The sequence below is a fragment of the Roseivirga sp. UBA838 genome (assembly GCF_002296035.1).
In the GTDB taxonomy this organism is placed as follows: Bacteria; Bacteroidota; Bacteroidia; order Cytophagales; family Cyclobacteriaceae; genus Roseivirga; species Roseivirga thermotolerans.
This window is the reverse complement of sequence record NZ_DBHC01000042.1, coordinates 42,081-64,146: the sequence shown is the minus strand read 5'-3', so window position 1 is coordinate 64,146 and position 22,066 is coordinate 42,081. Positions and strand designations below refer to the sequence as shown.

Sequence of the window (22,066 nt, the reverse complement as noted above, 5' to 3'; positions counted from 1 at the left end):
GTACACTTCGTTTTTCCTTTCTTTAGTCCTTAATTAGCTTAATATCAACACTTCTTGTTGCTAATCTGTTGCTAATGCGGCATAACTACCTGATATACAGGAATTGAAAAGATATTGTATTGGGAAGTAGGTATCTCAATCAAGCTCAATACTCCATTTTACTTTTGCGATCCTGAGTGAAACCCTTTCCAAAGAAGCTACTACCTCTTCAGACTTTGGCAAGTTGCCCCCATAAACCAGGTCAGAAAAGCTACCCTTGTAGGTATCTGCTAATTGCCTCCATACCTCATGGGTATTTTTAAATATAAGTGCCTCAGAAGGATGATTCGGCAACCAGTCATTGTTATTTCTAAAGCTATCTACATCATCGCCACCTACTTTGAGCAGCATTTGATCGAATTCATTACTCTCAAAAAATGTGTTGATCCCAGGTATCTTCAACAACTGATGAATATCATAGGTATGTCTGATCTTATTTTTCAGGCTATCTATTGGGTCAACCTCATAAGAGAATCTAACCAGACTCATGATTTTCTCGCAGATAGTTCTTCTGATATCCAGCACCTGAATAATAAAGGGCAACATATTTTGTTCTTCAGCTATTTGCTGCTGACCTCTAGCCACCATCATTTCATAGATAAAACTGGAAACTTCCATCTCCTGATAAGGCTCAAAATTCCCCAGCGTAGAAGCCTCCACGACTATAAAATCTCTCACCTGTCCAAAGTCGCCTTTGAACACTTTAGGGTAATCATGAGCCGTTTTTCTAAGTCTGCCACTTTTACTGGTCACTCCCTCCTTTTCCACTTCTGGCAGAACCTCATTGACTACAGCACCTATACTCTTAATCTTTCTGGTGAGCGAGTTGCCCGACTCAGCTTCTTCACGAAGCACTACTAAGTCTATATCTTCTGAAAATCTTTCAATTACCTTGTAGCATTTGGATAATGCCGTACCTCCTTTAAAAACCGAATAGGCTTTACAGTCTGATTCAAAAATGGTCTTTAGCGCCAATGTTACCCAATAATCCTTTTCAATATAGATTTCAGGTATTCCTAAGTCCTGTGAGGTAACAGTAATTGAGGTTTCAAAAAGAGTTTGATTGAGGTGCAGTTTCATTCAATATTCCATTTTGATAAGCCGGGCAGCTGCTTGGGACTGAGTCCTAATTGGAATTTAGTGATTGGATTCAAAGATTCTCTGATGATTCCTGTTTCTCCCTTACCCGCCTGTTCCAACAAAGCCCCTAAAAAAGCCCGAACTCTTGGTGGGTATTTTAGTGCTAATTGGGTAAGCTGCAATACTTCAGATTTAGTGAGTTTTTGAATGAAAGCTGTTAATACTTTGATGCCTTCTTCAATGTTTAAATCTGGGATAGTCTTCCAGTCTTTTAGGGCATCTAAAAAGCCTAATAGCTTATAATTCTCTTCTGTAACTTCCGCATAAGCTTTTACTGGTTTGGCCTTGAGGTTCTGACGATTGACATAGATTCTTCTGTTGAATGATGCAATCTTCCAGTTTCGAGGAATTTGCCTTGTGAGGCCCATCTGATTATAAAGGTAGTTGCCGGTGATATAGGCCATTCGCTTTCCGTTATTAAACAGATACCCTTTAATTACCTCAGCCTCCCTAGGTTTGATTTCTCCAAAAACAGTTTGTTCGGGCTTATAGAAAATCCCTTTCGATAGTTTTTTGATCAGTCCTTTCCGCTGCAATCTTTCAAGTATTTTAGCCGTATTGAGGTATTGATCATTAGAAATATCTAAGTCATTATAGGTGAAACTTTCACCTGCCTCAAACCGATCTATTTTTTGCTCTATCTGTGCTGCCAAACTCATTTTACAAAAGTACAGAAAGGATTAATTTGTCAAGTTTTTTGCGTAAAAAACTTGACATACACACTAAGAAACCTTCCCCTAAGCACACCGTTTCACTCCTTTTCAGACACCATAGCTCGAGAACATTCGTATGACGTTCGCGAACATAATTACTTGACTTGTAATCAATGGACTCTTCGGCCAATAGCCAAATAAAGGCTTGCTCGAGTTGGGCTTCAGTAAATTTCACACTTCTAACTTATTCGTTTAAATGTTAATAATTATCTGTGGCATCTTTTACACCACTCACACAGAAACGATTCTCTTAAAATATTGAGAAAGAATATCTTGTACATCTATAGCGGTGCCGCAATTGGGACAGTTGATTTAGTTATTCTTCGCCATTCTCAATTTGATTTAATAAAGCAATCATAGATTCAATAGATGACCTCAATTCATCCTGAGTATACTCTTGACCTTGCATAGTAGCATTCTCCGGATGATGAATTTTATGTCTAATAAATGTCATCAGTGTGACATCATAAGGTTCTCTTGGCACACCACCCCGTTCCTCTCGCCACTGCTTGTTTTTTTGAATACCTTGCTCAACCAAATAATTATCAAAACGTGGAATACTCCAGTGTTCAGTCAACTCTTGTAATCTACCATATAATTCATTGTGAAGATCTACCGTGGGCATATCATAAGCGAGATAATTGATTTCGCCCCAGGTTGGACTCCAAGGAAAAAGACCTCCGGCAGCTAGATTTGAAACTTCTGGTCCGTTTTCTCCTGATCGACAAATGAACAAAGCCATATTCTCCATTGCTCTGTTAGTTAAAAAGTATGGAGAATGAGTGGTAATGAATATTTGACTAGTCCTTGAAAGTTCCAACAGTGCATTGAATAACCTTTCTTGTGCCTTGGGGTGCAAACAAATTTCAGGTTCATCAATGAATAGAAATAAAGGTTTCAGAATATCTCCTTCAGGTTGATTCTTAACTATGTCCGCGTATACCTGTAACATAGCAAGTGCCACTGCTCTCTGCATTCCGCTTCCTTTGTCCTCAATACTGGTTTCAGTGCCATCATTTACATAGACTTTAACGTTTTTGAAAAAATCTTTTGGTGATACTTGGTCAAACTGAAACCTTATACTTCCAGCACCAAATTGATTTTCAAATAGCTCTTGTATTGTCCTTTCAATAGTTTCTAGTTGTTGTTTTAGGCTGGAATCTGGACTATTAAAGGTTGTATCATATTGCTCAATAAATGCTTCATACTGTTCATGGCTGGTGAAATTATTAAGGATCTCTCCTAACAGGTTTCCGGTTACAGTGGAAGCTCCAAACTTTGTTTCATCATTGGGATTAGTATCTGCCCAAACAAAATTAGTTTCGAACATGCTTTTGATTGGCGCATCAATGCCAGATACATTAGTAAATTCTTCATTTTCAGGATGCCAAATAACAATTGGATTCTTCTCCTCTGAAGTTCTCTTAAAGCGTATATGTTCTACATCATCAATCGAATATACTCTTTCCCTGAATGCAGCTTTTTTTGGTGTTGGCGAGAATTCTTCAATTACTGAATCAATGTCACCGCAAAAGACAAGCTCAATTGAAGCTTCGGCATCGGGAGTGGCTCTATTGACTATTGAAGTACTTGGTTTATTCGTTTTATTCCTTAAAAAATCGAAGGCTTCAAAAATGGTAGACTTCCCTGTATTATTTTCACCTAAAAAAATATTTAGCCCACTTCCTAAATCACCATTAGGTACGTTAAATGAGAGCGGTGGATGATCAGCTCCAAAACTTTTGAAATTACGAACTACTAGTTCTGATATATACATAATTGTGTTTATTAAAATTCTACAAATACTCTTTAATCTTACCCCATTCCCGAACCTTATCCTCCCAACTGACTCCGGCATTGGCAGGACTTGTAGAGGGTAATCTCAATAAGCGAATACCGGGAATAGCTCCGATATGCTTAGCGAATAGTTGAGCTGATTTTTTACCGTTAAAGGCGATGGCTTTGAGGTTGGGGTGACTTTCAACAAAGCCGTGAATATCATTGGGTGTCACTTCCGAAATGGCTGAATCTAAACTACCTTCTCGGGCACAAGCTTGACAAGTATCCCAAAGGCCAATTCCTGCTGATTTTGCCAATTGAATTCTTTCCGAATAATCTTTAGGTAATTCATGACCAGTGATTTCTGCCAAAATCCTCCAAAGCAGGTTACGCGGATGTGCATAATAGGCTTGCTGTTTAAGCGATTCTACACCAGGCATGGTGCCAAGAATCAACACCTTTGTATTTTGATCCTCAATAGCTGCAAAGCTTTCTACCTGTCCATTAAATAACTTGGAGCTACTTTTTACTTTTGGCGTTGGTGTTGAGCTTAGAATGCCTTGGTTTACTCCTTCTTCTTTCGGAACTGCACCAGACCATAAAATATCAACGTGAGATGCTGTTTCTGTGACTCTAAAACTGATACTGTCCTTATGTGCAACATCTTTACCTGAAAATGTATACCGTTTACTAAACGATTTACTTTCATGATCTACGTTCACCACTAGGACATCTCCACTGACAACAGTTTTTGTATCTATTTTATAGCTCTTGGAGCTTTCAAGCCTTGTGCTCGGTCTTATGGTTCTGTTCCTAATTACTTCTGACATTGTGTGTTTTATTAATAGCCTTCGCAAACACCTATTCTAGTTTATCTCCCGAAAGTATAGAGAATAGAGACAGGCACTCTCACCTTTCCACAAATCAATTGCTTTAATAAGGCTTCTTGGTGCTCCTTATGGTATGAATCTCGGTTTAATAGTAATGAATAGGTATATTTAGATAAAAAAGTGAAGATAATTATAGTGAATTTTGGAGAGAAAAGTCTCAATTTCAAGCGTTTTGTAATGACACTGGATGGGAAACCCGACACCTCGCAACCCTAATCTGGGCTATCCCTTAATCCTATTAATCTGTGATACTGACAAAAGAAAAACACAATGTTCGAAGATGGAGATGATGATTTCATAGACCCAAGAACCCTTCCTATTTACCAAAAGGGAAAGGAAATATTCGATGTGGTTAGGCAAATCTGTGACTTAATACCCGAGGACAACAAGGAACTGGAGTTCACGAAATCCATCATGATGGAAGATGCCATGATGCTAACAGTCAAAGTAGCTGGAGCCACCGGTGCCGGACTATACGACCTTAAAATGGAAAATGCAGCTATCATCAGAAAGACCGCTCCCGAGCTAATGGTGCAAAACCATACCTTACAAATGTTAGACTTTAAATAAGTCACTGCTTTCAGGTAGTTCGCGATTCAATGGAATAGTACCGCTTACTCTTTATAGACTGGGTAGCCAGTTTCGATCCGTGATCAAAGGATTACACCATAACCCCTTGGAGGGTGTTCAATCCACACAGAGCCGCCTCTTTGAAATAACCCGAATGATATGGATATTCCTAAACATTAAAGAAGGTATAGACTAACAGCAACCTTGATTTGAAATGGTTACAGGGCCCAACCACTTATCGTGAAAAGGTTCGGGTTATCGAAAGATTCCGTTCAGTGATCGAAAATTTGCTTCTACCTTGTTAATACTGAGCATTTTGGGAGGAAATCGAGTGAAGCATGAAGAATTTATTGTATTTAATCCTCCCCCTCCTTATCGTATCGTGTATAGAAGAGCCACCTTTCGAAGAACCGGCAGAGAACTCTTCTTCCCTTACCGATTTCAGCTTCGACTCGTTTAATTTCGAAACCTCTCAAATGGTAGCCCTAAACATTACGGACTACACAAAAGGAGCCGCTAAATACCGAATACACTACTTATCGGGTGGAGAATCGCTCTCCATAGGCTCATTTATTAAGCAGAGCGGTGGGCTAAGTATCGAGCAGTTATTGCCAGCCTCCATCAGTGAGTTGTATGTTACCAAAATCAGTGCTGATGGTACAGAAACCTTTTCTATGCCGGTAAGTGGTGCTTCAGCAAACCTTACGATTCAACAGACAGCTGCCGGTAGTGTAGCCAATAGCAGCTCCGACTGTATAGACCATCTCTATGCCGTTAATAATAATGGAGATTTCTTTACCATAGATATCTCTAACTCTTCCTTTACTCCTACCGACTTGAGTCAGCTTCAAGGGGGCGGATCCATAGCCAACGCTCTCGATCAGGCCAACGGAATTATGTATTACAACGTGGGAAAAACACTCTATGCCTACGATATTGCCAGCAGCACCTTCACCGTAAAACATACCAACAACCCCTTCAATGGCAACTACCCTCGCCTCGAATATAAAGACGGTTACTTCTACATGAGCAACAAAAATATCATGCACAAAGTAGAAGCAGCCACAAACAACCTGGTAGCCAGCTACACCATCAACGGATTCATCAACAACAGCGGTGGTGGCGACCTGGCATTCGACTCGAACGGAGAGCTTTATCTGGCTTGTTTTTCAGGGCTCTATAAATTCACTTCAATAAACGACACCAACGGAACAGCCGAAATTGTAAGAATAAGTGCCGAAAACTTTCCCTTTCAACTCACCTCTATGGCTATAGACCGCCAGGATAGAATATTTGTGGGTACCAACGATGCCAACTCAAACCTCATTCAAATTAGTAAGGAAGATGGAGCCTACCAGATTGTAAAAACTTTCAACAAAAAAATTAACGACCTCACCGCCTGGAAATGCGATACCGGTTCGCTCAACCAGCAAGACTCTGACAACGATGGAGTAATTGACGAATTGGACGACTATCCAAACGATCCTACTGCGGCTGTAGATAGCTACACTCCCTCCGAACTGGGCATGGGCACGTTTGCTTTTGAAGATTTATGGCCGGTAAAAGGCGACTACGACTTCAACGACATGGTTATTGGTTACCGATATACCAATGTGTTAAACTCAGATAACAAAAGCGTACGCTTTAAAATGAGCTTTACTATTCGGGCAGTAGGAGCCGCCAATCATAGTGGTTTTGGCATTGAACTCGATGTAGACCCTACATTGATTGCTTCCGTATCTGGTCATAAAACGGACGGACAAAACACCACACTCAATGCCAAAGGACTTGAGGCTCAGCAGAACAAATCGGTAATTATTGTATTTAATGATAGTTTTAATCACCTGAAACCGGCTGCAGGCGCAAAGTTCATCAATACCGACCCTTCCGAAAGTAGTGTGGCTCCCTTTACGGTAGAAGTTGTGGTAGAATTTACCAACCCGATAGCCCCCGAGTTACTTGGCGAAGCCCCCTTCAACCCTTTTATCTTCTCTAGTTATGAGAGAGGAAAAGAACTGCACCTGGCCGGCAAAATGCCAACTTCTTTGGCCGATGCAAGCCTATTTGGAACGGCCAGCGATGACACCAACGTAAACACCGGAAAAACCTATCAGGATAGCAACAACCTGCCTTGGGCCATCCATATCATACATGAGTTCCGATACCCAATCGAAAAAAACCGGATCGACCAGGGCTACAACAAATTTGTTGACTGGGGACTCAGCAGCGGAGCGTTATATAAAGATTGGTATGGCGACAACTCAGGCTACAGAAATACCAACAAGATATATTTCAACAACTAACGGCAAGCCTATTTAAGCATCGGCCAAAGCCAAAATACTTGGCCGGTGCCCTACCGCAACAGGTTCAATGGAAACGGATTAGCCTCTAAGAGCTTAAAACCATTGGCGCTAACGACTCAACTTAATACCTTCATGGCGGTAAACAGCCTATACATTACTGTTTATACCGCTTAATGAAGAACCGCAGATATAACACCGAAAAATTTTGGGATAGGGCCGCACCAGGCTATGACAATTCCGAGGCCAGCGACAGCCATAAGCACGAGCTGGTTTTCGATACCCTTAAAAAATACATGCTGCCAGCCGATAAGGTATTAGATCTGGGCTGCGGAACAGGTTTAATGGCTTCGCAAATTGCGGGTCATGTACAACAAGTCACAGGAATAGATATTTCATCCCAAATGATTAGAAAAGCGCAAGAACGAGCCCTGCAAAATAGCCTTACGAACACGCATTTTCTCAAAGCCGATGTATTTGATGAAAAGCTCAGTCACCACTCTTTCGAATGCATTACAGCCAACTATCTACTCCACCTATTACCCGATCTACAGGCTGTTTTACAGCGGGCCGACCACCTGTTGAAACCGGGAGGTTACTTTATGGCAACCACACCCTGCATGAAAGAAAAACCTCTTCTCTTACTGGCTCTAAAAGGACTTTCCAAAATTAAACTTGCGCCCGATATCACAGGCTTCTCTCTACCCGGTCTCAAACGAACCCTGACAAGGGCAAACTGGCAGATGGTAGAATGTCTAAAACTGTCGGAATCGGATCCCGAATACCTTACGATTATGAAAAAAATCGGTACTTAACCTTCAAAAGTTGAATCAATTCTAGTACTACGGAGTTGTAGGCATTGATCATTAAAATGAAAACCGGCAAATGACCATAGAGATTTGGAGCGATGTGATGTGCCCGTTTTGCTACATTGGCAAGCGACATCTGGAAAAGGCCTTAGAATATTTTCCCGAGAAAGATAAAGTTAAAGTGGTTTGGAAAAGCTTTCAGCTGAACCCCAATATGCCGGAAAGCAGCGATGAAAGCGTCTATGAATATCTGGCAAAGGCCAAGGGCATTAGCCTGGAACAATCCATGCAAATGCATAAGCGCGTTGAAGAAATGGCGGCTAATGCCGGACTAGATTACAACTTCGACATTGCCAAAGTAGCCAACTCATTTAAGGCACACCGCGTGCTACAGTTAGCCAAGAGAAAGAATCTTGGCGATGAACTAAAAGAAACACTCCTCGAAGCCTATTTCACTAAAGGAAAAAATACCAGCGACACTAAAACGCTCGTTGAACTAGCTAATTCTGTAGGAATTAGTGGTGATGAAGTAGAACTGGCGCTCAATGAAGAACAGTTTGCTCATTATGTGAAGCAAGACATTGAAGAGGCTCGGCAAATAGGTATTCAAGGAGTTCCCTTTTTTGTTTTCGATAGAAAATATGCAGTATCTGGTGCTCAACCAGTAGAGCATTTTAAAGCCACCTTAGAAAAGATTCAGGCCGAAAGCAGCTCTTTCATCAATACTTCGCCAGAACAAGGCGATAGCTGTGATATTGAAGGCAATTGCTAGGCATTGTTGAACAGTTATTCAACAAAAGTCATAAAAAGAGGTCACCGCGAAAGCCACTATTCTCGTTATTTCCGGTTTGATCGGAAATCTCCATCGGCCTTAAGTACCAAGTAGATGAAATCACCTTCAGGGGTAGGCAATGGCGTTTAAGTTTTGGGAAAGTCTCTTTTTATTGACTAAAAGATGCCTAACCGTCTTTCTTCAATCAGCCTTTCTGGTAAATATATGATGCTGGGTAGCAGTGAAGTAATCTCTGAAAATCTGATTGATCGAATGATCCTCTCTGCTGGCCTTAACGCCTAAGTGGGGATAAAGAGCCGTAATTGCGCTGGAAATATACCTGACTGAAACGGATGCCGCCTCATGTACCTCTCTTATGAATGAATCAGCAAATATTCCGTTGCTGTCCGTCAATTCCGATACGGTTCGTACAATTTCTCTGATTTCCCGGCTAGCCGATCGAACGACAGATTCCAGCCCATTCAATGGTTCGGACTGAGTAATTAAAGTTGCCTCTTCCCAAAAGTGTTCAGCCATACCAATATAGTTCACCCAAAGGGTGAGGTCGGCAAATACTGAAAAATGAATTTTAAAGACTGACTGAGGATGATAAAACTGATTATAAATAAAGCTGAAACGTTCGTGAACAACTACATTATTCACCTCAAAAGAATGAGTAGCCGAAGCTTTCAGCCCCATGGTTTGCCAATCTTCAATGATGGTCACTTCAGTTGCTGGAATAACGAATGACAGGAATTTTGGTGTTCCATCCTCATTCTTCAACTCTATCCCATTCTCTATAATTTTTGCATTCAAAGTAAAATGAGTGAGATATGGTGCTCCTGTTGCGTAGCGCCAAGTACCATTAAGCCGATAAGCATCTCCCTCCTTTTCGGCAGTTCCAAACATTCCTCCGCTTCCACCTAAAATGGCTGACTGAGCAAAAACTTCTCGGGCAACTTCGGGCCGAAGGTTACCGATAAAGAAATTAGCACCACTACACAAAGTGACTGTCCAGCCTAAACTACCGTCTAACCTAGCCAAAGCTTGCAGAGTTTTCAAACCATCAGAAAGTGAGCATTCAAGTCCGCCAAAAGCTTTTGGCACCCAGATGTTCCATAGATTTTCTTCCTCTATCCATTGCAACACCTCTTTTCTAAAAACTGCTGCGTCATTCAAATATTCTCTAGGCAGTTGCATAAGTAAGCTCTCTTTCATTCACCATCAATTTTCGCCATTTCAGATACCCTGAAGTACCCATTATAAATAGGAACACGGTCATTCCAGCATAGATATAAAGCTCTTTATAAACCATTAGTGGAATGGAAATAATGTTACTGATATTGAGGTATATCCAGTTTTCGATTTTGCGCTTGGCCATCAGCCACATTCCGGCCCATGCAAAAGCCACTACCACAGCATCCCAAATGGGAACATCGGAATCTGTGTGAAATGTAAGCCAGTAAGACATCAGCACAAAGCAAGCTAGTACAATACCATTGGCTTTTAAAAACTCATTTTTATTGACTATGGAAATAGGCGTTTCCTTTTTTTGCCTGCCAAACCGCCAATAAACCCAGCCATAAACACTCATGACCAAATAGTACATGTTCAGTAGAATATCAGCATAAAGTGCGCTCTGATAGAGCACCCACATACTGATTAAGATGGAGGCAATACCAAACAGATAGGTATGCACATTGTTTTGACGGGCCAGCACTACTTGTACTATGCCAAAGAGAGTTCCCAACCCTTGAAGCCAGGTAAGTTGTGTTAAAAATTCCTCGATCATTGTTTTTAGGTTTCAATGAAATGAGGAGATGAACCAGCCCTTGCAGCACGGCAAAAGCTTTATTTTCCCTACGCCAGCATTATCTGGATCAGGTGCGGAGCCAAACTCCTGGGTATCATCTCAGCCTGCGCAAGCAAGCACCCCATTTTGGGCAAATGTAAGATTCCCCCAAAAGGAAGGAAAGGATTCAAAAGATTTAAATTTGAAGAAATACCTAGCTCATCTCTTCTAGCAAGCTAATCTTCTATCTTTGAATCGAAATAGCTAAAACTCATCAATCAAAAATACTGATATGTCCATCTCAAAAGAGTCTGAATTAGAAGGAATGAAAAGGGTAAGCGAAGTGGTTGCCACAACGCTAAGGCTAATGAGAGAACATGCAAAAGTGGGCATGTCTACGAAAGAGCTGGACAATTTTGGGGGCGAAATTCTTAAGAGCCATGGTGCCAAATCTGCTCCTTATGAGACTTATGGGTTCCCTGGCTACTCATGTATTAGCATAAATGAAGAGGCTGCTCACGGTATTCCATCTGATCAAAAAATCTTGAAAGAGGGCGACCTGGTGAATATTGATGTTTCTGCAGAACTCGATGGCTTCTGGGCAGATAATGGAGGCTCTTTTGTTTTAGGCAAAGACATTCACAATCATCAGCCGTTGGTAGATGCTTCTAGAGATATTCTTCACAAGGCGATCCACAGCATCAAAGGAGGGGTGAAAATCTCTGACATTGGCTATCTTATAGAAACAGAAGCCAAAAAATCGGGCTTTAAGGTAATTAAGAACCTAGCAGGACATGGTGTAGGCAGAAGCCTGCATGAAGCACCAGAAGATATTCTGAATTATAGAGTAAAAACCAATAGAGAACGATTCAGAAAAAACACCACTGTGGCTGTTGAAACCTTTATTTCGACCCAATCAACTGTAGCGGTTCAGCTAAACGATGGCTGGACGTTGGTGGGCAACAGAGGTGGTTATGTAACGCAGCACGAGCACACTATTTTGATTACGGATGGCGAGCCAGTAATCCTCACGCAGTCCAATGGTATTTGGGGTTAAATAAACCACTATGGGCTGAAAGCACCATAGTTTTAGAAGCAGCTTAAAGTCTCTTTGAATGGCCGACTTAGAAAATGTACGATCTTAGATTTACGATTGACGTCAATCAAAATTCGTACATCGTAAATTCCAGGATGCTTTTTAGAAGCTAAAGCGAAATGCACTAAAGTGCATAGTTTTAACTCCTTTTGTGACCAATAAAATGAGGCTGCCTCAAAATCCACTTTTTTAGTCATTCCCAGCTTGACTGGGAATCCCTATCGGTCTGTAGAGTCATTTTGGGGGATTCACTCCGTATTTATCAGAACCGAGTCGAGAATGATGGTTAGGTTTTGTGAAAGCCTCTTCTCTAATTAGTTACTCCTTTTTTTGAATCTATCTCCTCTTTCCTCTTGCGATGTATTCGGTTTTATTATTTACTTTGTATTTCAAAGTACTTTTAAATAATGAATGAAAATATCTCAGACACAGTCTCTTCAAGAGGTTTAATGAAAAGAATACTCATTGGAGGAATCATTGGCCTCGTGCTTATAACACTGTTTATAATTTCAGTTGATCATCCGGATCCGGCTTGGAACAAATTCTGGTTTATCAAACCTTTGATCATCACTCCCATTGCTGCTGCAATGGGTGGCGGCCTTCACTTCTATGTCGATAAAATCTTTAGCACAAACAACTGGAGCAGGGCTTTAGCATTCATATTAGGATCACTAGGTTTTGTAGTGACACTCTGGTTAGGCACAATCCTCGGACTCAACGGCACCTACTGGAATTAAAAAAATTTATTCACGCACTTTGTATTTCAAAGTAAAATATACTCAAATGTTCAATCACTCAATATTTTCAACAGCAAAGTACTCTAGCCACCTGATATCTAGAGGCCTCTTATTTTTAATCAGCCTGCTTTTCTTTGCCTCAACCAGGTCATTACTACTTATGGCTCAACAAGAGTCCGATGCCATCGACCAATTATTTATCAGCATAGCAACCGATGAGCCCGGTTGCTCTTGTTCCTTTTCAAAAAATGGAGAAGTACTATTCAATAAAGCCTATGGTTTGGCCAATATGGAGACTAAAACACCTCTCCAACCAAGCTCCGTTCTCGATGCCGGCTCAGTAGTTAAGCAATTTGTAGCAGCATCTACCCTACTGCTCGTAGAGCAAGGGCAACTATCGCTACATACCGATATACATGAGTACCTACCGGAACTACCACATTACGAACACCCGGTTACACTTTATCATTTACTCACCCACACATCAGGAATTCGCGATTGGACCGGCATACGAATGATCTCTGCTGCCGATGAGGACGCCCTTACCATGGTCTTGCGCCAAAAGTCGCTCAATTTTGCTCCCGGGGAGCAATGGTCTTATTCGAACAGCGGCTACGTATTGCTCAAAGAGATCGTGGCGAGGGTAACGGGTTTAACTTTTGGTGAGTTTGCTTCCACCTACCTCTTTGAACCATTAGGAATGAAAAATACCATATACACTCAATATCCGGATAAAACATCCAATCTGGCACTGGCCTACGAAAAGGGAAAGAGCGGATGGGAAAATGCCGTGCTGGAAAACAACGACCGTGGTGGCGGTGGCGCTTTGATGACTACTGCACCGGATTTACTGTTATGGACTCAGGCGCTTGCACAACAAAAACTAGGTGAATTTGTAACCAACAACCTACTAACCCCGACACGCCTAAATAATGGAAGGGAACTCTCATATACCAAAGGGCTGTTCGTGACCTCCAACGAGCTGGGCAAGCTCATATGGCACACGGGTAGTGCCGGAGGTTATAAATCACTGGTAGGCCATCTACCAGCTCATGGTTTATCCATTGCCATTATGTGCAATTCGGGTGACCAGATCAATAGAACTGCACTTGCCGGCCGGATTTTCAGGTTGTTCGCTGAACCACAAACTCAGTCGTATCCCCCCGGCAAAGAAGATGTGATGGTGCCGGAAGATATACTCAATACACGTAGCGGATGGTATATCCATAAAAAGGACAAGAACCTGCTCCAGTTAACCGTGAATAAGAATAGACTGGCTATTGTAGGCGGACCCATGCTCAGCGCCAAAAGCAATACTCACTTTATCAATACTCGCAGAAATATCGAGTTCCGCTCAGAAGACCAGTTCGAAATCGAATTTCAACCTAACGGCAGGTTTACGCTCACTTCTATGGAAGGTCAACAAGAAATATATGTACCAGTAGAACCATACCGGCCTGCCATAGATGAATTGAGTCGCTATGAAGGTCGCTATGAGAGCAAAGACCTCAAAGCTGTTTTCCATATAAAGGCCACAGAAAAACAATTGGTCGTATATTTGGAACACGCTCCTATGCAGCGGCTTCCCTTTAGCCCGGTTGTAAAAGACATGTTTGTCTTTAGAAGAATGCACATTGGGTGGATAAGGGACGACCAAGGCTCAATTGTTGCCTTAACCTATAGTAACCCTGTTCTGAAAGATGTCAGGTTTACCAGACTCAACAACTAACTAATGACACAATCGACAGCACAATTAACATCAGAACCTGATGCCGTACAGGAGTTCTTTGTTCCGGAAGGCTCCATTGTGCGGAAAATATGGGCCGATGGAGATACCATACTACTTATTTTTGCAGGAGCCGCAGCAGAATTTGCGCTTAGCAAAGCCGTGGACTGGTTGTATTTTACCGGCCGCCTTCCCTCCGACCCTCTTGGACGCTTACTATCTACAGTTACCTACGCCAAGCGCATTGTATTCTCCCAAAAACAAGATGCCTTTAAAGCCATAGACAGCATTTCGGCCATACACCACGGAGTGGAGTACAAACGAGGCTTTCAAATTCCAGAATGGGCCTACAGAGATGTACTCTTTATGCTTATTGATTACTCCATAAGAGCCTATGAAGTACTTCATCGCCAACTCACTAATGAGGAGAAAGAGGAAGTGTTTCGGGTCTTTAATCAACTGGGTGAGAAAATGGAAATGACCGGTCTGCCGGAGACCTATCAAGTATGGATGAATATGCGCCAAAAACACCTTAAACGAAACCTGGAGTTTAGCGACTATACCAGCGACCTATTTTTGCAATACAAACTTCACCTGGGGTCTTTTCGTTACCACATGCTGTTACAGGTACAAGCAGTTTTGGCCCCCAAAAAGGTACGCTCATTAATGGGCCTGAAGAAAAAGAGACCTATTCTTCTCTTAATTGGCTTCTACAGAATCATTCGCCCCCTTGGGTTAAATTCATTCCTAAAAAGACTTGTATTGCCCGGTCAATACCGTCAGCAGTTTATGCAGTTGGGAGGAACCGCTTGAGGTTTGGTGGTTCATTGTTCTTAATTCATAGTTCTAGGTTCTTGGTTTTTGATCTACCGAATATGTGCTAGCCGGAAATGGAGTAAACAATACAACTTATATTAGGGCAAGAATAACCTGACACCACTTTCTGGCTCCTATTGAAGGACTCCAATCCGTTTTTTAGAACAATCTTAGGGCTGCTTATTTTGAGCACATACAAGTAAGCATGAACTTTTTCAGTATAAAAAAGACCATTCCGATCGTCTATCAGAATGGTCGAAAGGTCAATAAATGTATAGCTAGGATTTATCGGGTCGATAAATCTCGTTGATTTCTAAAGCTTTATGACACCACAACCTATTCTCGAGCCTGCCGCACCGGAAGGCTGTGAGATAAAGTCATCGGGTCCGGCATGAATAATTATGGCCTTTTGAAGAATATTGCTGGTAGAATCTCCTCCGATGGTCCAGCCTTCGACCTCCATGGTAAACAAGCCGCTGCTATCGGCTCCAACGGTAATATTGCCTATATCGCCCTGATGAAACTGCTCATCTTCCAGCCTGTGGCCATGGCTTACGTCCATTGGGTTCCAGTGCCCACCGGCCGAAGAGCCATCAACAGCAGAACAATCTCCGTTTTCGTGTATGTGCACGGCATGCTCACCGGGACTCACTCCGTTCAGTCTTACCGTCAGATCTATGGCTCCATTTTCTAATTCTTTGAAAGTAGCTTCTCCCCTCAAACCACTCCCGTTAATGCTTTTGATTGGTGTGGTAATGGTTCGGTAGGTCTTTTGGGCTTCGCTGGCCACTCTTTTGGCCACTGCATCTTCTACCTCCTCCGTTTTTTGTCTCGCTTCGGTACAGGCCACTATGGCTATGGCCATACCCAATACAAGTTTCAGGTTCTTGGTAAGCGTGTTCATAGCGATTAATTTTGGTTGCTTCACATAAGGAAAAACTCATGCCAGCTGAGTCAAAACCGCTCCTATTGCTATAATAAGCACATCTTGCAATCCATTCTTTGTCAATTTGAAAATGGTTCTGTCAAATGGAAAAACGCAGGAGTGGAGAAGTTACCGGAAAACAAGCGCAGGCTGCCCAAACAAAACTGCCCAAACCTTGCTTGATATTTGTAGTAACCCTATAAAACATCAATAAACAAAACATGAAAGCCATAAAGTATGCGTGGAAGGTGTTAAAAACTGCCATTCCTGCATTCATGAAAGATCACTGTTTTCGCTTTAGTGCCGCCCTCTCTTTCTACACACTATTTTCAATCGCTCCGCTCATTTTGCTGGCCATTTACGTAGCAGGTATTTTTGCCGATGATGCTCTGGTAAGGGATCAGGTAACCTCTCAGTTCGAGAGCCTGATTGGTACACAAGGGGCCAATGGCGTACGCGCCCTTATGGATACCTTGCATAAGGAAGACCAAAACACCTTTTCGTTAGTAGCCGGCATTGGACTTCTACTCTATTCGGCCACCAACATCTTCATTCAAATTCAAACCTCTTTCAACGAGATATTTATGGTGAAGGCAATTGAGGGTAAAGGATTTAAAAAGTTGGTGATCGACCGTCTTATTTCGCTGGGCATGGTGCTAAGCCTGGGCTTTATCATGATCATTTCTCTGATTCTTGATTCTTTGGTGGTGGCTTTTGTCGATTTTCTTTCCGAAAGTTTCGACACGCTTTCTGTAGCCATGGCCCTGGCGGCCCAATACAGCCTCATTCTTTTACTGGTGTATGGGGTTATTTACGCGCTCATTCGCTTTCTGCCCGATGTGGTTATTCCCAAAAAGTTCATATTCAGAGGGAGTCTTATCACCGCCCTGCTACTCATCATTGGTAAATTTGGCATTGGCTGGTACATTGGCAGTAGCAATTTTAGCCAGCTTGGCGGAGCTTCTTCAGGTATTATTATACTTATGCTTTGGGTGTACTACTCATCGGTGATCCTATTCTTTGGTGGCGAATTGATCAAAGCTATGGCCAAAGTAAACGAAGTATACATTCGTGCCACACGCTATGCCAAACGCATAAAGTATGTTGAACTAAATGATGAGTAGTCGCAATTACTCTCCAAAGATCATCACCTAAATTGTAATTCCTGACTCATGGTTCATATGTCTGGCATAACTCGTAGTGCGTCATTCTGAACTTATAACTCAGCCCCACACCTTCTACTCACCTTATTACTCCTCTCCTTCTTCAGGCAAACCGGCATCGAGTTCCAGAGCCTTCACGCTTTGAACTGCATTGCCGGCAATTCCTTTTATGGAGCCGTACATATCAATAGTATTGGAAACTACTTTATCGATTTGCTTTTCGCGTTGCTTCCAAATTCGCTGCATGGAGTTTTTCTCCCTTTCCAGGTCGGCTTTCATTTGAGAGAAGCCTTCTACAATGGCTTCTACTTGCATACGGAAGGTGTTACTGGTAAGGAAATCGTAAAGCATATGCATTTTATCGCCTTTGCCTTCTTGAGAAATAGCCACCTTACTCAACTGTATAACCGACTCTCTGAGCACCGCGCAAAGCCCCTTAAACTCAGCAAATGAGCAAACCCAGACCCCATCTTTTAGCCCCATGCGCTCCATATCAGCAGGCATGGCCTCGGTAACCAGCACTCCCACATCGGCCTCTTTGTCGCGCATATCGGCTTTAAATTTCTCAATCCATCCCGGTTGAAAGTCCTTGGTTCGCTTGCTCTCGTAGTAGATCTTACCGCAGTTTTGTAAAGTGCGCGTGTTGACTACCTGAATGCAATCGGCTCCTCGGGCTCCTTTCTTAATTTCTTCGATCGTATCTAAAGGGAACTGTGTAGAAAGCCACTCTTCAATGGCCAGTTCTTGTACCTCACCCTGCAATTGCATAGAGCCCTGAGCTTGCTTACGCTGCATTTCTTCAGTGAGCTTCTTCTGATCTTCCAGCTTTTTTTCGAGCTCTTTCATTTTAAGCTCATTTTTCTCGGCTTCCGACTTGCTGATTTTTTCGCGCTCTTGTACGAGCATTTCGTTGAGCATTCTCTGTGCCTCTAACTGAGCTAGCTCCTTTGCCTCTTCTTTCTCCCTTTTTAATCGTTCAATTTCAACCCGCGAGCGATTCAGCTCTTTTACTTGTTCCGATTTCTCGTTGAGTTCCTTTTGAAGGGCTTCAAACTGCTCGGCTTGTTCTGAGAGCAATTTCGACTTCAGTTTATCTTCCAACAATTTGCGCTCCTGGGCCATTTGCTTTTCCAGTCGCTCTTGAAAAAGCTCATTCTCTCTCCTCTTCTTTTCTTCAAAGTCGGCTCTGGCTTTGGCCAGACTCTCCTGTTCGGCTTTGAACCGTTGTTGTGCAGCAGTCAGTTCGGCCTGATATTTCTGTTTTATCTCCTCTTCTAACTGATGCGAAAGAATGTCTTGTACGTCTATAGCGGTGCCACAATTGGGGCAATTGATTTGATTCTTTGTCGACATGGTTGACAAATTTATTTAAAGTGCCACAGTTATCCTGATCAATTTCTTACTTCCTATACTTATCTCTGTACTCAGCCGGAGTAAGACCTGTTATTTTCTTAAAAACATTTCGGAAGGCCTTGGTATCGGTGTATCCCACATCGAACATCACCTCGGTAATATTCTTTCGCGTGGCCTCAAATGAGCGCTTGGCCGCTTCTATTTTCACCCTTTGAATGTATTCTAGAATGGTATTGCCGGTGGCTTGTTTAAAACGCCTTTCAAAACTTCTGCGACTTACAGCCACATGATCGGCCAATTCATCAACTGTTAGCTTGTCGGCAAAATTTTGCTCTATAAACTCCTGGGCCTGCAACACCTGTTGATCGTTGTGGTCCTTCTGCCCTCTGAAAATCGTAAATGGTGCCTGGCTCTCTCTATCCATATCTATGGCAAAGTATTTAGAGGCAAGGATGGCCGTGTCTCTGTCGGTATATTTTTCCAGCAAATAGAGCAGTAAGTTCCAATACGAATTGGCTCCACCACTGGAGTAGATACGATCTTCTTCCGTTATAATGCTTCCGTCTTGTACCTCTACCTCCGGATAAGTTTCCTTAAACTCTTGATAATAGGCCCAATGGGTGCTGCATTTTTTACCATTAAGCAGGCCGGTGGCGGCCAGCAAAAAAGCACCTACACAGAGTGAGGCTACTTCTGCTCCGCGACTGTGTTGTTCAATAATCCATGGAATCAAAGCCTCGTTCTTACTGACAGCCGTTTGCATATCTCCAAACAGCGCGGGTATGATCACCAGATCTGCCGATTTGGAGTGGTTTAAAAGCCGAGTGGTTTGAATACTGCAATAGCCATCGTGTACTGGCACCTGAGCCCGAGAACCAACCAGCTCAATATTAAAAACGGGCGACCTTCCGGAAGCTTGTAAAAACTGATTGGCGGCAGAGAACATATAACGAGGGTTAGAAACAGCCTCAGTAACTGCCATTTCGGGCACAAGTATGCATATGTTTTTCATGTATTGAAGATAGATGAAGTATTTGACGCGATCAACCCCGTAGAGAGTCGTTTTCACACCCTGTTTCTAAGCTTCTACTCTGCCACCTTTGTAGGGAAGCAAAACAAAAATGAAAAGAGCCTTTGCCCATTTGTCATTCAACGGAAATTGCAGAGCAGCCATGCACTTCTATAAAAACTGCTTTGGTGGAGAGCTGAACATGCAAACCCTTGAAGACATGCCACAACGACACGCTTTTCCACCCAAACTCACCCAATTGGTTGTACATGCTACCCTAAGAAGTGAACAACTGATATTGATGGCTTCTGACCTTTTGGATGAACCTTTAACCACTGGCAACCACATGAGTATTTTACTGGAGTGCCAAAAAGAAGGAGAAATGGAGGCCATTTTTGATAAGCTCAAAATGGGAGGACAGGTAACGCGTCCGATTCAAAAAACACATTGGGGAGCCATGATTGGTGGACTTACCGACCAATTTGGCAATCAATGGATGCTTCACCACCCCTTAAGAACATTAACCCTATAAAAACTTATATATGAAACAGAAAATACTCTTTGCACTTTCATTGCTCCTTGGGCTCATGTTTGTAAATGCCGGCCTCAACAAGTTTTTCAACTACATGCCGATACCGGACGATCTGCCTCAAAGCATGATTGAGTTGATGACGGCTCTAATGCAGGTTAGCTGGCTATTGCCTTTGGTGGCCATTATCGAAATAATTGGTGGAGTGCTTTTTATGATACCGCGCTACAGAGCTCTGGGGGCCATTGTGTTGATTCCTATTCTTACCGGTATCACGCTCATTAACCTTACCGCAGCACCCAGCGGGCTACCCTTAGTAATTGCATTACTGGCCATTGAATGTTGGGTAATTTTTGAAAACCTTAACAAATACCTGGTAATGGTAAAGTAACTCAACACCCATTCGCACAGAAAAACATTTAAATTGAATTATAAAACACCAACCACATGACTTTTCAGAAAATAACTATTGCAGCTACGGTAAAAGCCGGCCTTTCCACAGCCTGGGATTGCTATACCAACCCGCATTACATTACTCAATGGAACTTTGCCGATGATACCTGGCATTGCCCAACGGCTCAAAACGACCTCAAAGTAGGAGGAAAACTCTGTTCGAGAATGGAGGCCAAAGACGGTAGTTTCGGCTTCGATTTTGAAGCGACTTACGAAACGGTGGAGAAAGAAAAGAAGCTCGTTTATCGGTTAGACGATGGCCGCGAGGTTTGTACCACGTTCGAAACTAAGCCGGAGGGAGTTGAAGTAACCACGACTTTCGATGCGGAAACCCAAAACTCCCTAGAAATGCAGAAAGACGGCTGGCAGGCTATTCTCAACAACTATAAAAAGTGTGCTGAAGGAGCTAAGGCATCTTAAGCCATAGCATCTCGTGTTCATTTTTGATTTTTTAATACTTAAATCACCAAGTACTTTTTAAGATGGCTCGCTTTGGTCTCACGCACTTGTGTTCGCAGCTTAAACACCGTTCCATAGGCCTTGTGTTCTACAAACTTAGCATGCAACCGAATTTCGCCATTTATTTCTAACCATTAAATCATAAAACCACATGGCAAGTGTAAGCACCTACCTAAACTTTGAGCGCGAAACAGAAGCGGCTTTCAATTTTTATAAATCTGTTTTTGGAGGAGAATTTTCCGGAGAAGGCATTATGCGAATGGGCGATATTCCTTCCGACCCGGAGATGCCCCAACTCACTGAGGCCGACAAGCAACTCGTAATGCACGTTGAACTACGAATTATGGATTGTCATAGTCTGATGGGGACGGATGCCCCCAAAAGTATGGGCTTTGATCTTCAACAAGGCAATAATGTATACATCAACTTACAACCGGATACCAGAAAAGAAACCCAGCGATTATTCAAAGAGCTTTCTGCCAATGGAAAGGTTACCATGGAACTCCAAGATATGTTCTGGGGCGATTATTTTGGTAGTTGCATCGATAAGTTTGGAGTACAGTGGATGTTCAATTGTGCCGAAAAGGCCTAAAGATTGCCCCGATGAAACACCTGCCCGGAAACCAATGGGCTGAGGTGGGTGTTTCTTCCTCTTGCCTAAATTTTATACCAAGGGAACCAAAAAGTGCATCATTGCATTTTTCATGATAGTTACAGGGTCGTACTTTATTTTTTTAAGGCTTATGTTCATCACCATAGAGGTTTTTAAAACAAATGTTTCCTCTCAAGCTCAGGCAGCACTAATCAAAACGTCAATTCTCCATCATTTCCCCCACCTCGATGTAAACTTCGACCTGGAAGACCGTGACAATATATTGCGAGTGGAAGGAGAGGTAGATCCTGGAGATATTATGCTATTGGTAAGGCAGTCGGGTGTGGAAATTAACTTATTACTCGACTAACAGCCATAATAGTGGATTGGCTGTTGATCTAACT

Annotated in this window: 23 protein-coding genes; 14 read left to right on the top strand and 9 right to left on the bottom strand. The window is 42.4% G+C overall.

Translation table 11 applies throughout. The features are described 5' to 3' along the window. Positions 1-135: 135 nt before the first annotated feature. The 4 genes from B3O12_RS15315 to B3O12_RS15300 all read right to left on the bottom strand — a co-directional run bounded on the left by B3O12_RS15315 (position 136) and on the right by B3O12_RS15300 (position 4,501). Entirely contained in the window at positions 136-1,119 is a 984-nt protein-coding gene (locus B3O12_RS15315; RefSeq protein WP_286756935.1) for a nucleotidyl transferase AbiEii/AbiGii toxin family protein, read from the bottom strand. Beyond that, positions 1,116-1,838 (bottom strand): DUF6088 family protein, encoded by a 723-nt coding sequence (locus B3O12_RS15310; RefSeq protein WP_286756934.1) that lies wholly within the window; start codon positions 1,836-1,838, stop codon positions 1,116-1,118. The genes B3O12_RS15315 and B3O12_RS15310 overlap by 4 nt, the downstream gene beginning before the upstream one ends. A gap of 370 nt (positions 1,839-2,208) precedes the next feature. Next, positions 2,209-3,669, bottom strand: coding sequence for an ATP-dependent nuclease (locus tag B3O12_RS15305; RefSeq protein ID WP_286756933.1), 1,461 nt, complete (start codon positions 3,667-3,669; stop codon positions 2,209-2,211). Between the two features lie 19 nt (positions 3,670-3,688). Next, positions 3,689-4,501 (bottom strand): DNA-deoxyinosine glycosylase, encoded by an 813-nt coding sequence (locus B3O12_RS15300; protein ID WP_286756932.1) that lies wholly within the window; start codon positions 4,499-4,501, stop codon positions 3,689-3,691. A 330-nt stretch (positions 4,502-4,831) separates the two neighbouring features. On the opposite strand from B3O12_RS15300, the gene B3O12_RS15295 reads away from it, so the two are divergent. From B3O12_RS15295 to B3O12_RS15280, 4 genes are all read left to right on the top strand, one after another. Further along, positions 4,832-5,131, top strand: a complete 300-nt coding sequence (locus B3O12_RS15295; RefSeq protein ID WP_286756931.1) for a hypothetical protein — start codon at positions 4,832-4,834, stop codon at positions 5,129-5,131. A 338-nt stretch (positions 5,132-5,469) separates the two neighbouring features. Beyond that, positions 5,470-7,434 carry an LruC domain-containing protein gene (locus tag B3O12_RS15290; RefSeq protein ID WP_286756929.1) on the top strand — a complete coding sequence of 655 codons (1,965 nt, stop codon included), beginning with the start codon at positions 5,470-5,472 and terminating at the stop codon, positions 7,432-7,434. Between the two features lie 173 nt (positions 7,435-7,607). After that, on the top strand, positions 7,608-8,246 hold the full coding sequence (locus B3O12_RS15285; protein WP_286756928.1) for a class I SAM-dependent methyltransferase: 639 nt from the start codon (positions 7,608-7,610) through the stop codon (positions 8,244-8,246). Positions 8,247-8,316: 70 nt separating this feature from the next. Then, on the top strand, positions 8,317-9,012 hold the full coding sequence (locus B3O12_RS15280; protein ID WP_348655424.1) for a DsbA family oxidoreductase: 696 nt from the start codon (positions 8,317-8,319) through the stop codon (positions 9,010-9,012). Positions 9,013-9,213: 201 nt separating this feature from the next. Here B3O12_RS15280 and B3O12_RS15275 read toward each other — a convergent pair whose 3' ends face one another. Then, the gene (locus tag B3O12_RS15275; RefSeq protein ID WP_286756927.1) at positions 9,214-10,230 is read right to left on the bottom strand and encodes a hypothetical protein; all 1,017 of its coding nucleotides are present in this window, start codon (positions 10,228-10,230) and stop codon (positions 9,214-9,216) included. Next, a complete protein-coding gene (gene pnuC, locus B3O12_RS15270; RefSeq protein ID WP_286756926.1) occupies positions 10,199-10,804 on the bottom strand; it encodes a nicotinamide riboside transporter PnuC in 606 nt (201 codons plus the stop codon). The genes B3O12_RS15275 and pnuC overlap by 32 nt, the downstream gene beginning before the upstream one ends. Positions 10,805-11,096: 292 nt before the next feature. Here pnuC and map point away from each other — a divergent pair, with 292 nt between their 5' ends. From map to B3O12_RS15250, 4 genes are all read left to right on the top strand, one after another. Further along, a complete protein-coding gene (map, locus tag B3O12_RS15265; RefSeq protein WP_286756925.1) occupies positions 11,097-11,861 on the top strand; it encodes a type I methionyl aminopeptidase in 765 nt (254 codons plus the stop codon). Between the two features lie 446 nt (positions 11,862-12,307). Beyond that, entirely contained in the window at positions 12,308-12,637 is a 330-nt protein-coding gene (locus B3O12_RS15260) for a potassium transporter KefB (RefSeq protein ID WP_286756924.1), read from the top strand. 160 nt (positions 12,638-12,797) lie between these two features. Continuing rightward, on the top strand, positions 12,798-14,366 hold the full coding sequence (locus B3O12_RS15255; RefSeq protein WP_286756923.1) for a serine hydrolase domain-containing protein: 1,569 nt from the start codon (positions 12,798-12,800) through the stop codon (positions 14,364-14,366). Positions 14,367-14,369: 3 nt separating this feature from the next. Next, positions 14,370-15,176: an oxygenase MpaB family protein gene (locus tag B3O12_RS15250; protein WP_286748221.1), complete on the top strand. Its 807-nt coding sequence runs from the start codon at positions 14,370-14,372 to the stop codon at positions 15,174-15,176. A 316-nt stretch (positions 15,177-15,492) separates the two neighbouring features. On the opposite strand, the gene B3O12_RS15245 is transcribed toward B3O12_RS15250, so the two are convergent. Next, a complete protein-coding gene (locus tag B3O12_RS15245; protein WP_286756922.1) occupies positions 15,493-16,083 on the bottom strand; it encodes a superoxide dismutase family protein in 591 nt (196 codons plus the stop codon). A gap of 242 nt (positions 16,084-16,325) precedes the next feature. Between B3O12_RS15245 and B3O12_RS15240 the strand changes: the two genes are divergently transcribed. Next, a complete protein-coding gene (locus tag B3O12_RS15240; protein ID WP_189631022.1) occupies positions 16,326-17,228 on the top strand; it encodes a YihY/virulence factor BrkB family protein in 903 nt (300 codons plus the stop codon). A 126-nt stretch (positions 17,229-17,354) separates the two neighbouring features. Here B3O12_RS15240 and B3O12_RS15235 read toward each other — a convergent pair whose 3' ends face one another. Both B3O12_RS15235 and B3O12_RS15230 read right to left on the bottom strand, forming a co-directional pair. Then, a complete protein-coding gene (locus B3O12_RS15235; protein WP_189631021.1) occupies positions 17,355-18,620 on the bottom strand; it encodes a DUF2130 domain-containing protein in 1,266 nt (421 codons plus the stop codon). Between the two features lie 46 nt (positions 18,621-18,666). Next, entirely contained in the window at positions 18,667-19,632 is a 966-nt protein-coding gene (locus B3O12_RS15230) for a GlxA family transcriptional regulator (protein WP_189631020.1), read from the bottom strand. Between the two features lie 109 nt (positions 19,633-19,741). On the opposite strand from B3O12_RS15230, the gene B3O12_RS15225 reads away from it, so the two are divergent. The 5 genes from B3O12_RS15225 (at position 19,742) to B3O12_RS15205 (ending at position 22,032) form a co-directional block, all read left to right on the top strand. Beyond that, positions 19,742-20,161: a VOC family protein gene (locus B3O12_RS15225; protein WP_286756921.1), complete on the top strand. Its 420-nt coding sequence runs from the start codon at positions 19,742-19,744 to the stop codon at positions 20,159-20,161. 10 nt (positions 20,162-20,171) lie between these two features. Then, entirely contained in the window at positions 20,172-20,549 is a 378-nt protein-coding gene (locus B3O12_RS15220) for a DoxX family membrane protein (protein ID WP_286756920.1), read from the top strand. A 56-nt stretch (positions 20,550-20,605) separates the two neighbouring features. Beyond that, a complete protein-coding gene (locus B3O12_RS15215) occupies positions 20,606-21,031 on the top strand; it encodes an SRPBCC domain-containing protein (RefSeq protein WP_286756919.1) in 426 nt (141 codons plus the stop codon). Positions 21,032-21,221: 190 nt separating this feature from the next. Further along, on the top strand, positions 21,222-21,662 hold the full coding sequence (locus B3O12_RS15210; RefSeq protein ID WP_189631016.1) for a VOC family protein: 441 nt from the start codon (positions 21,222-21,224) through the stop codon (positions 21,660-21,662). A 151-nt stretch (positions 21,663-21,813) separates the two neighbouring features. Continuing rightward, positions 21,814-22,032 carry a hypothetical protein gene (locus B3O12_RS15205; protein WP_189631015.1) on the top strand — a complete coding sequence of 73 codons (219 nt, stop codon included), beginning with the start codon at positions 21,814-21,816 and terminating at the stop codon, positions 22,030-22,032. Positions 22,033-22,066: the final 34 nt, after the last annotated feature.

What these genes read in the sequence shown, in the direction of transcription:
- B3O12_RS15315 (WP_286756935.1), bottom strand. Translation starts at nt 1,119, where the DNA reads ATGAAACTGCACCTCAATCAAACTCTTTTTGAAACCTCAATTACTGTT.
- B3O12_RS15310 (WP_286756934.1), bottom strand. Translation starts at nt 1,838, where the DNA reads ATGAGTTTGGCAGCACAGATAGAGCAAAAAATAGATCGGTTTGAGGCA.
- B3O12_RS15305 (WP_286756933.1), bottom strand. Translation starts at nt 3,669, where the DNA reads ATGTATATATCAGAACTAGTAGTTCGTAATTTCAAAAGTTTTGGAGCT.
- B3O12_RS15300 (WP_286756932.1), bottom strand. Translation starts at nt 4,501, where the DNA reads ATGTCAGAAGTAATTAGGAACAGAACCATAAGACCGAGCACAAGGCTT.
- B3O12_RS15295 (WP_286756931.1), top strand. Translation starts at nt 4,832, where the DNA reads ATGTTCGAAGATGGAGATGATGATTTCATAGACCCAAGAACCCTTCCT.
- B3O12_RS15290 (WP_286756929.1), top strand. Translation starts at nt 5,470, where the DNA reads ATGAAGAATTTATTGTATTTAATCCTCCCCCTCCTTATCGTATCGTGT.
- B3O12_RS15285 (WP_286756928.1), top strand. Translation starts at nt 7,608, where the DNA reads ATGAAGAACCGCAGATATAACACCGAAAAATTTTGGGATAGGGCCGCA.
- B3O12_RS15280 (WP_348655424.1), top strand. Translation starts at nt 8,317, where the DNA reads ATGACCATAGAGATTTGGAGCGATGTGATGTGCCCGTTTTGCTACATT.
- B3O12_RS15275 (WP_286756927.1), bottom strand. Translation starts at nt 10,230, where the DNA reads ATGAAAGAGAGCTTACTTATGCAACTGCCTAGAGAATATTTGAATGAC.
- pnuC (WP_286756926.1), bottom strand. Translation starts at nt 10,804, where the DNA reads ATGATCGAGGAATTTTTAACACAACTTACCTGGCTTCAAGGGTTGGGA.
- map (WP_286756925.1), top strand. Translation starts at nt 11,097, where the DNA reads ATGTCCATCTCAAAAGAGTCTGAATTAGAAGGAATGAAAAGGGTAAGC.
- B3O12_RS15260 (WP_286756924.1), top strand. Translation starts at nt 12,308, where the DNA reads ATGAATGAAAATATCTCAGACACAGTCTCTTCAAGAGGTTTAATGAAA.
- B3O12_RS15255 (WP_286756923.1), top strand. Translation starts at nt 12,798, where the DNA reads ATGGCTCAACAAGAGTCCGATGCCATCGACCAATTATTTATCAGCATA.
- B3O12_RS15250 (WP_286748221.1), top strand. Translation starts at nt 14,370, where the DNA reads ATGACACAATCGACAGCACAATTAACATCAGAACCTGATGCCGTACAG.
- B3O12_RS15245 (WP_286756922.1), bottom strand. Translation starts at nt 16,083, where the DNA reads ATGAACACGCTTACCAAGAACCTGAAACTTGTATTGGGTATGGCCATA.
- B3O12_RS15240 (WP_189631022.1), top strand. Translation starts at nt 16,326, where the DNA reads ATGAAAGCCATAAAGTATGCGTGGAAGGTGTTAAAAACTGCCATTCCT.
- B3O12_RS15235 (WP_189631021.1), bottom strand. Translation starts at nt 18,620, where the DNA reads ATGTCGACAAAGAATCAAATCAATTGCCCCAATTGTGGCACCGCTATA.
- B3O12_RS15230 (WP_189631020.1), bottom strand. Translation starts at nt 19,632, where the DNA reads ATGAAAAACATATGCATACTTGTGCCCGAAATGGCAGTTACTGAGGCT.
- B3O12_RS15225 (WP_286756921.1), top strand. Translation starts at nt 19,742, where the DNA reads ATGAAAAGAGCCTTTGCCCATTTGTCATTCAACGGAAATTGCAGAGCA.
- B3O12_RS15220 (WP_286756920.1), top strand. Translation starts at nt 20,172, where the DNA reads ATGAAACAGAAAATACTCTTTGCACTTTCATTGCTCCTTGGGCTCATG.
- B3O12_RS15215 (WP_286756919.1), top strand. Translation starts at nt 20,606, where the DNA reads ATGACTTTTCAGAAAATAACTATTGCAGCTACGGTAAAAGCCGGCCTT.
- B3O12_RS15210 (WP_189631016.1), top strand. Translation starts at nt 21,222, where the DNA reads ATGGCAAGTGTAAGCACCTACCTAAACTTTGAGCGCGAAACAGAAGCG.
- B3O12_RS15205 (WP_189631015.1), top strand. Translation starts at nt 21,814, where the DNA reads ATGTTCATCACCATAGAGGTTTTTAAAACAAATGTTTCCTCTCAAGCT.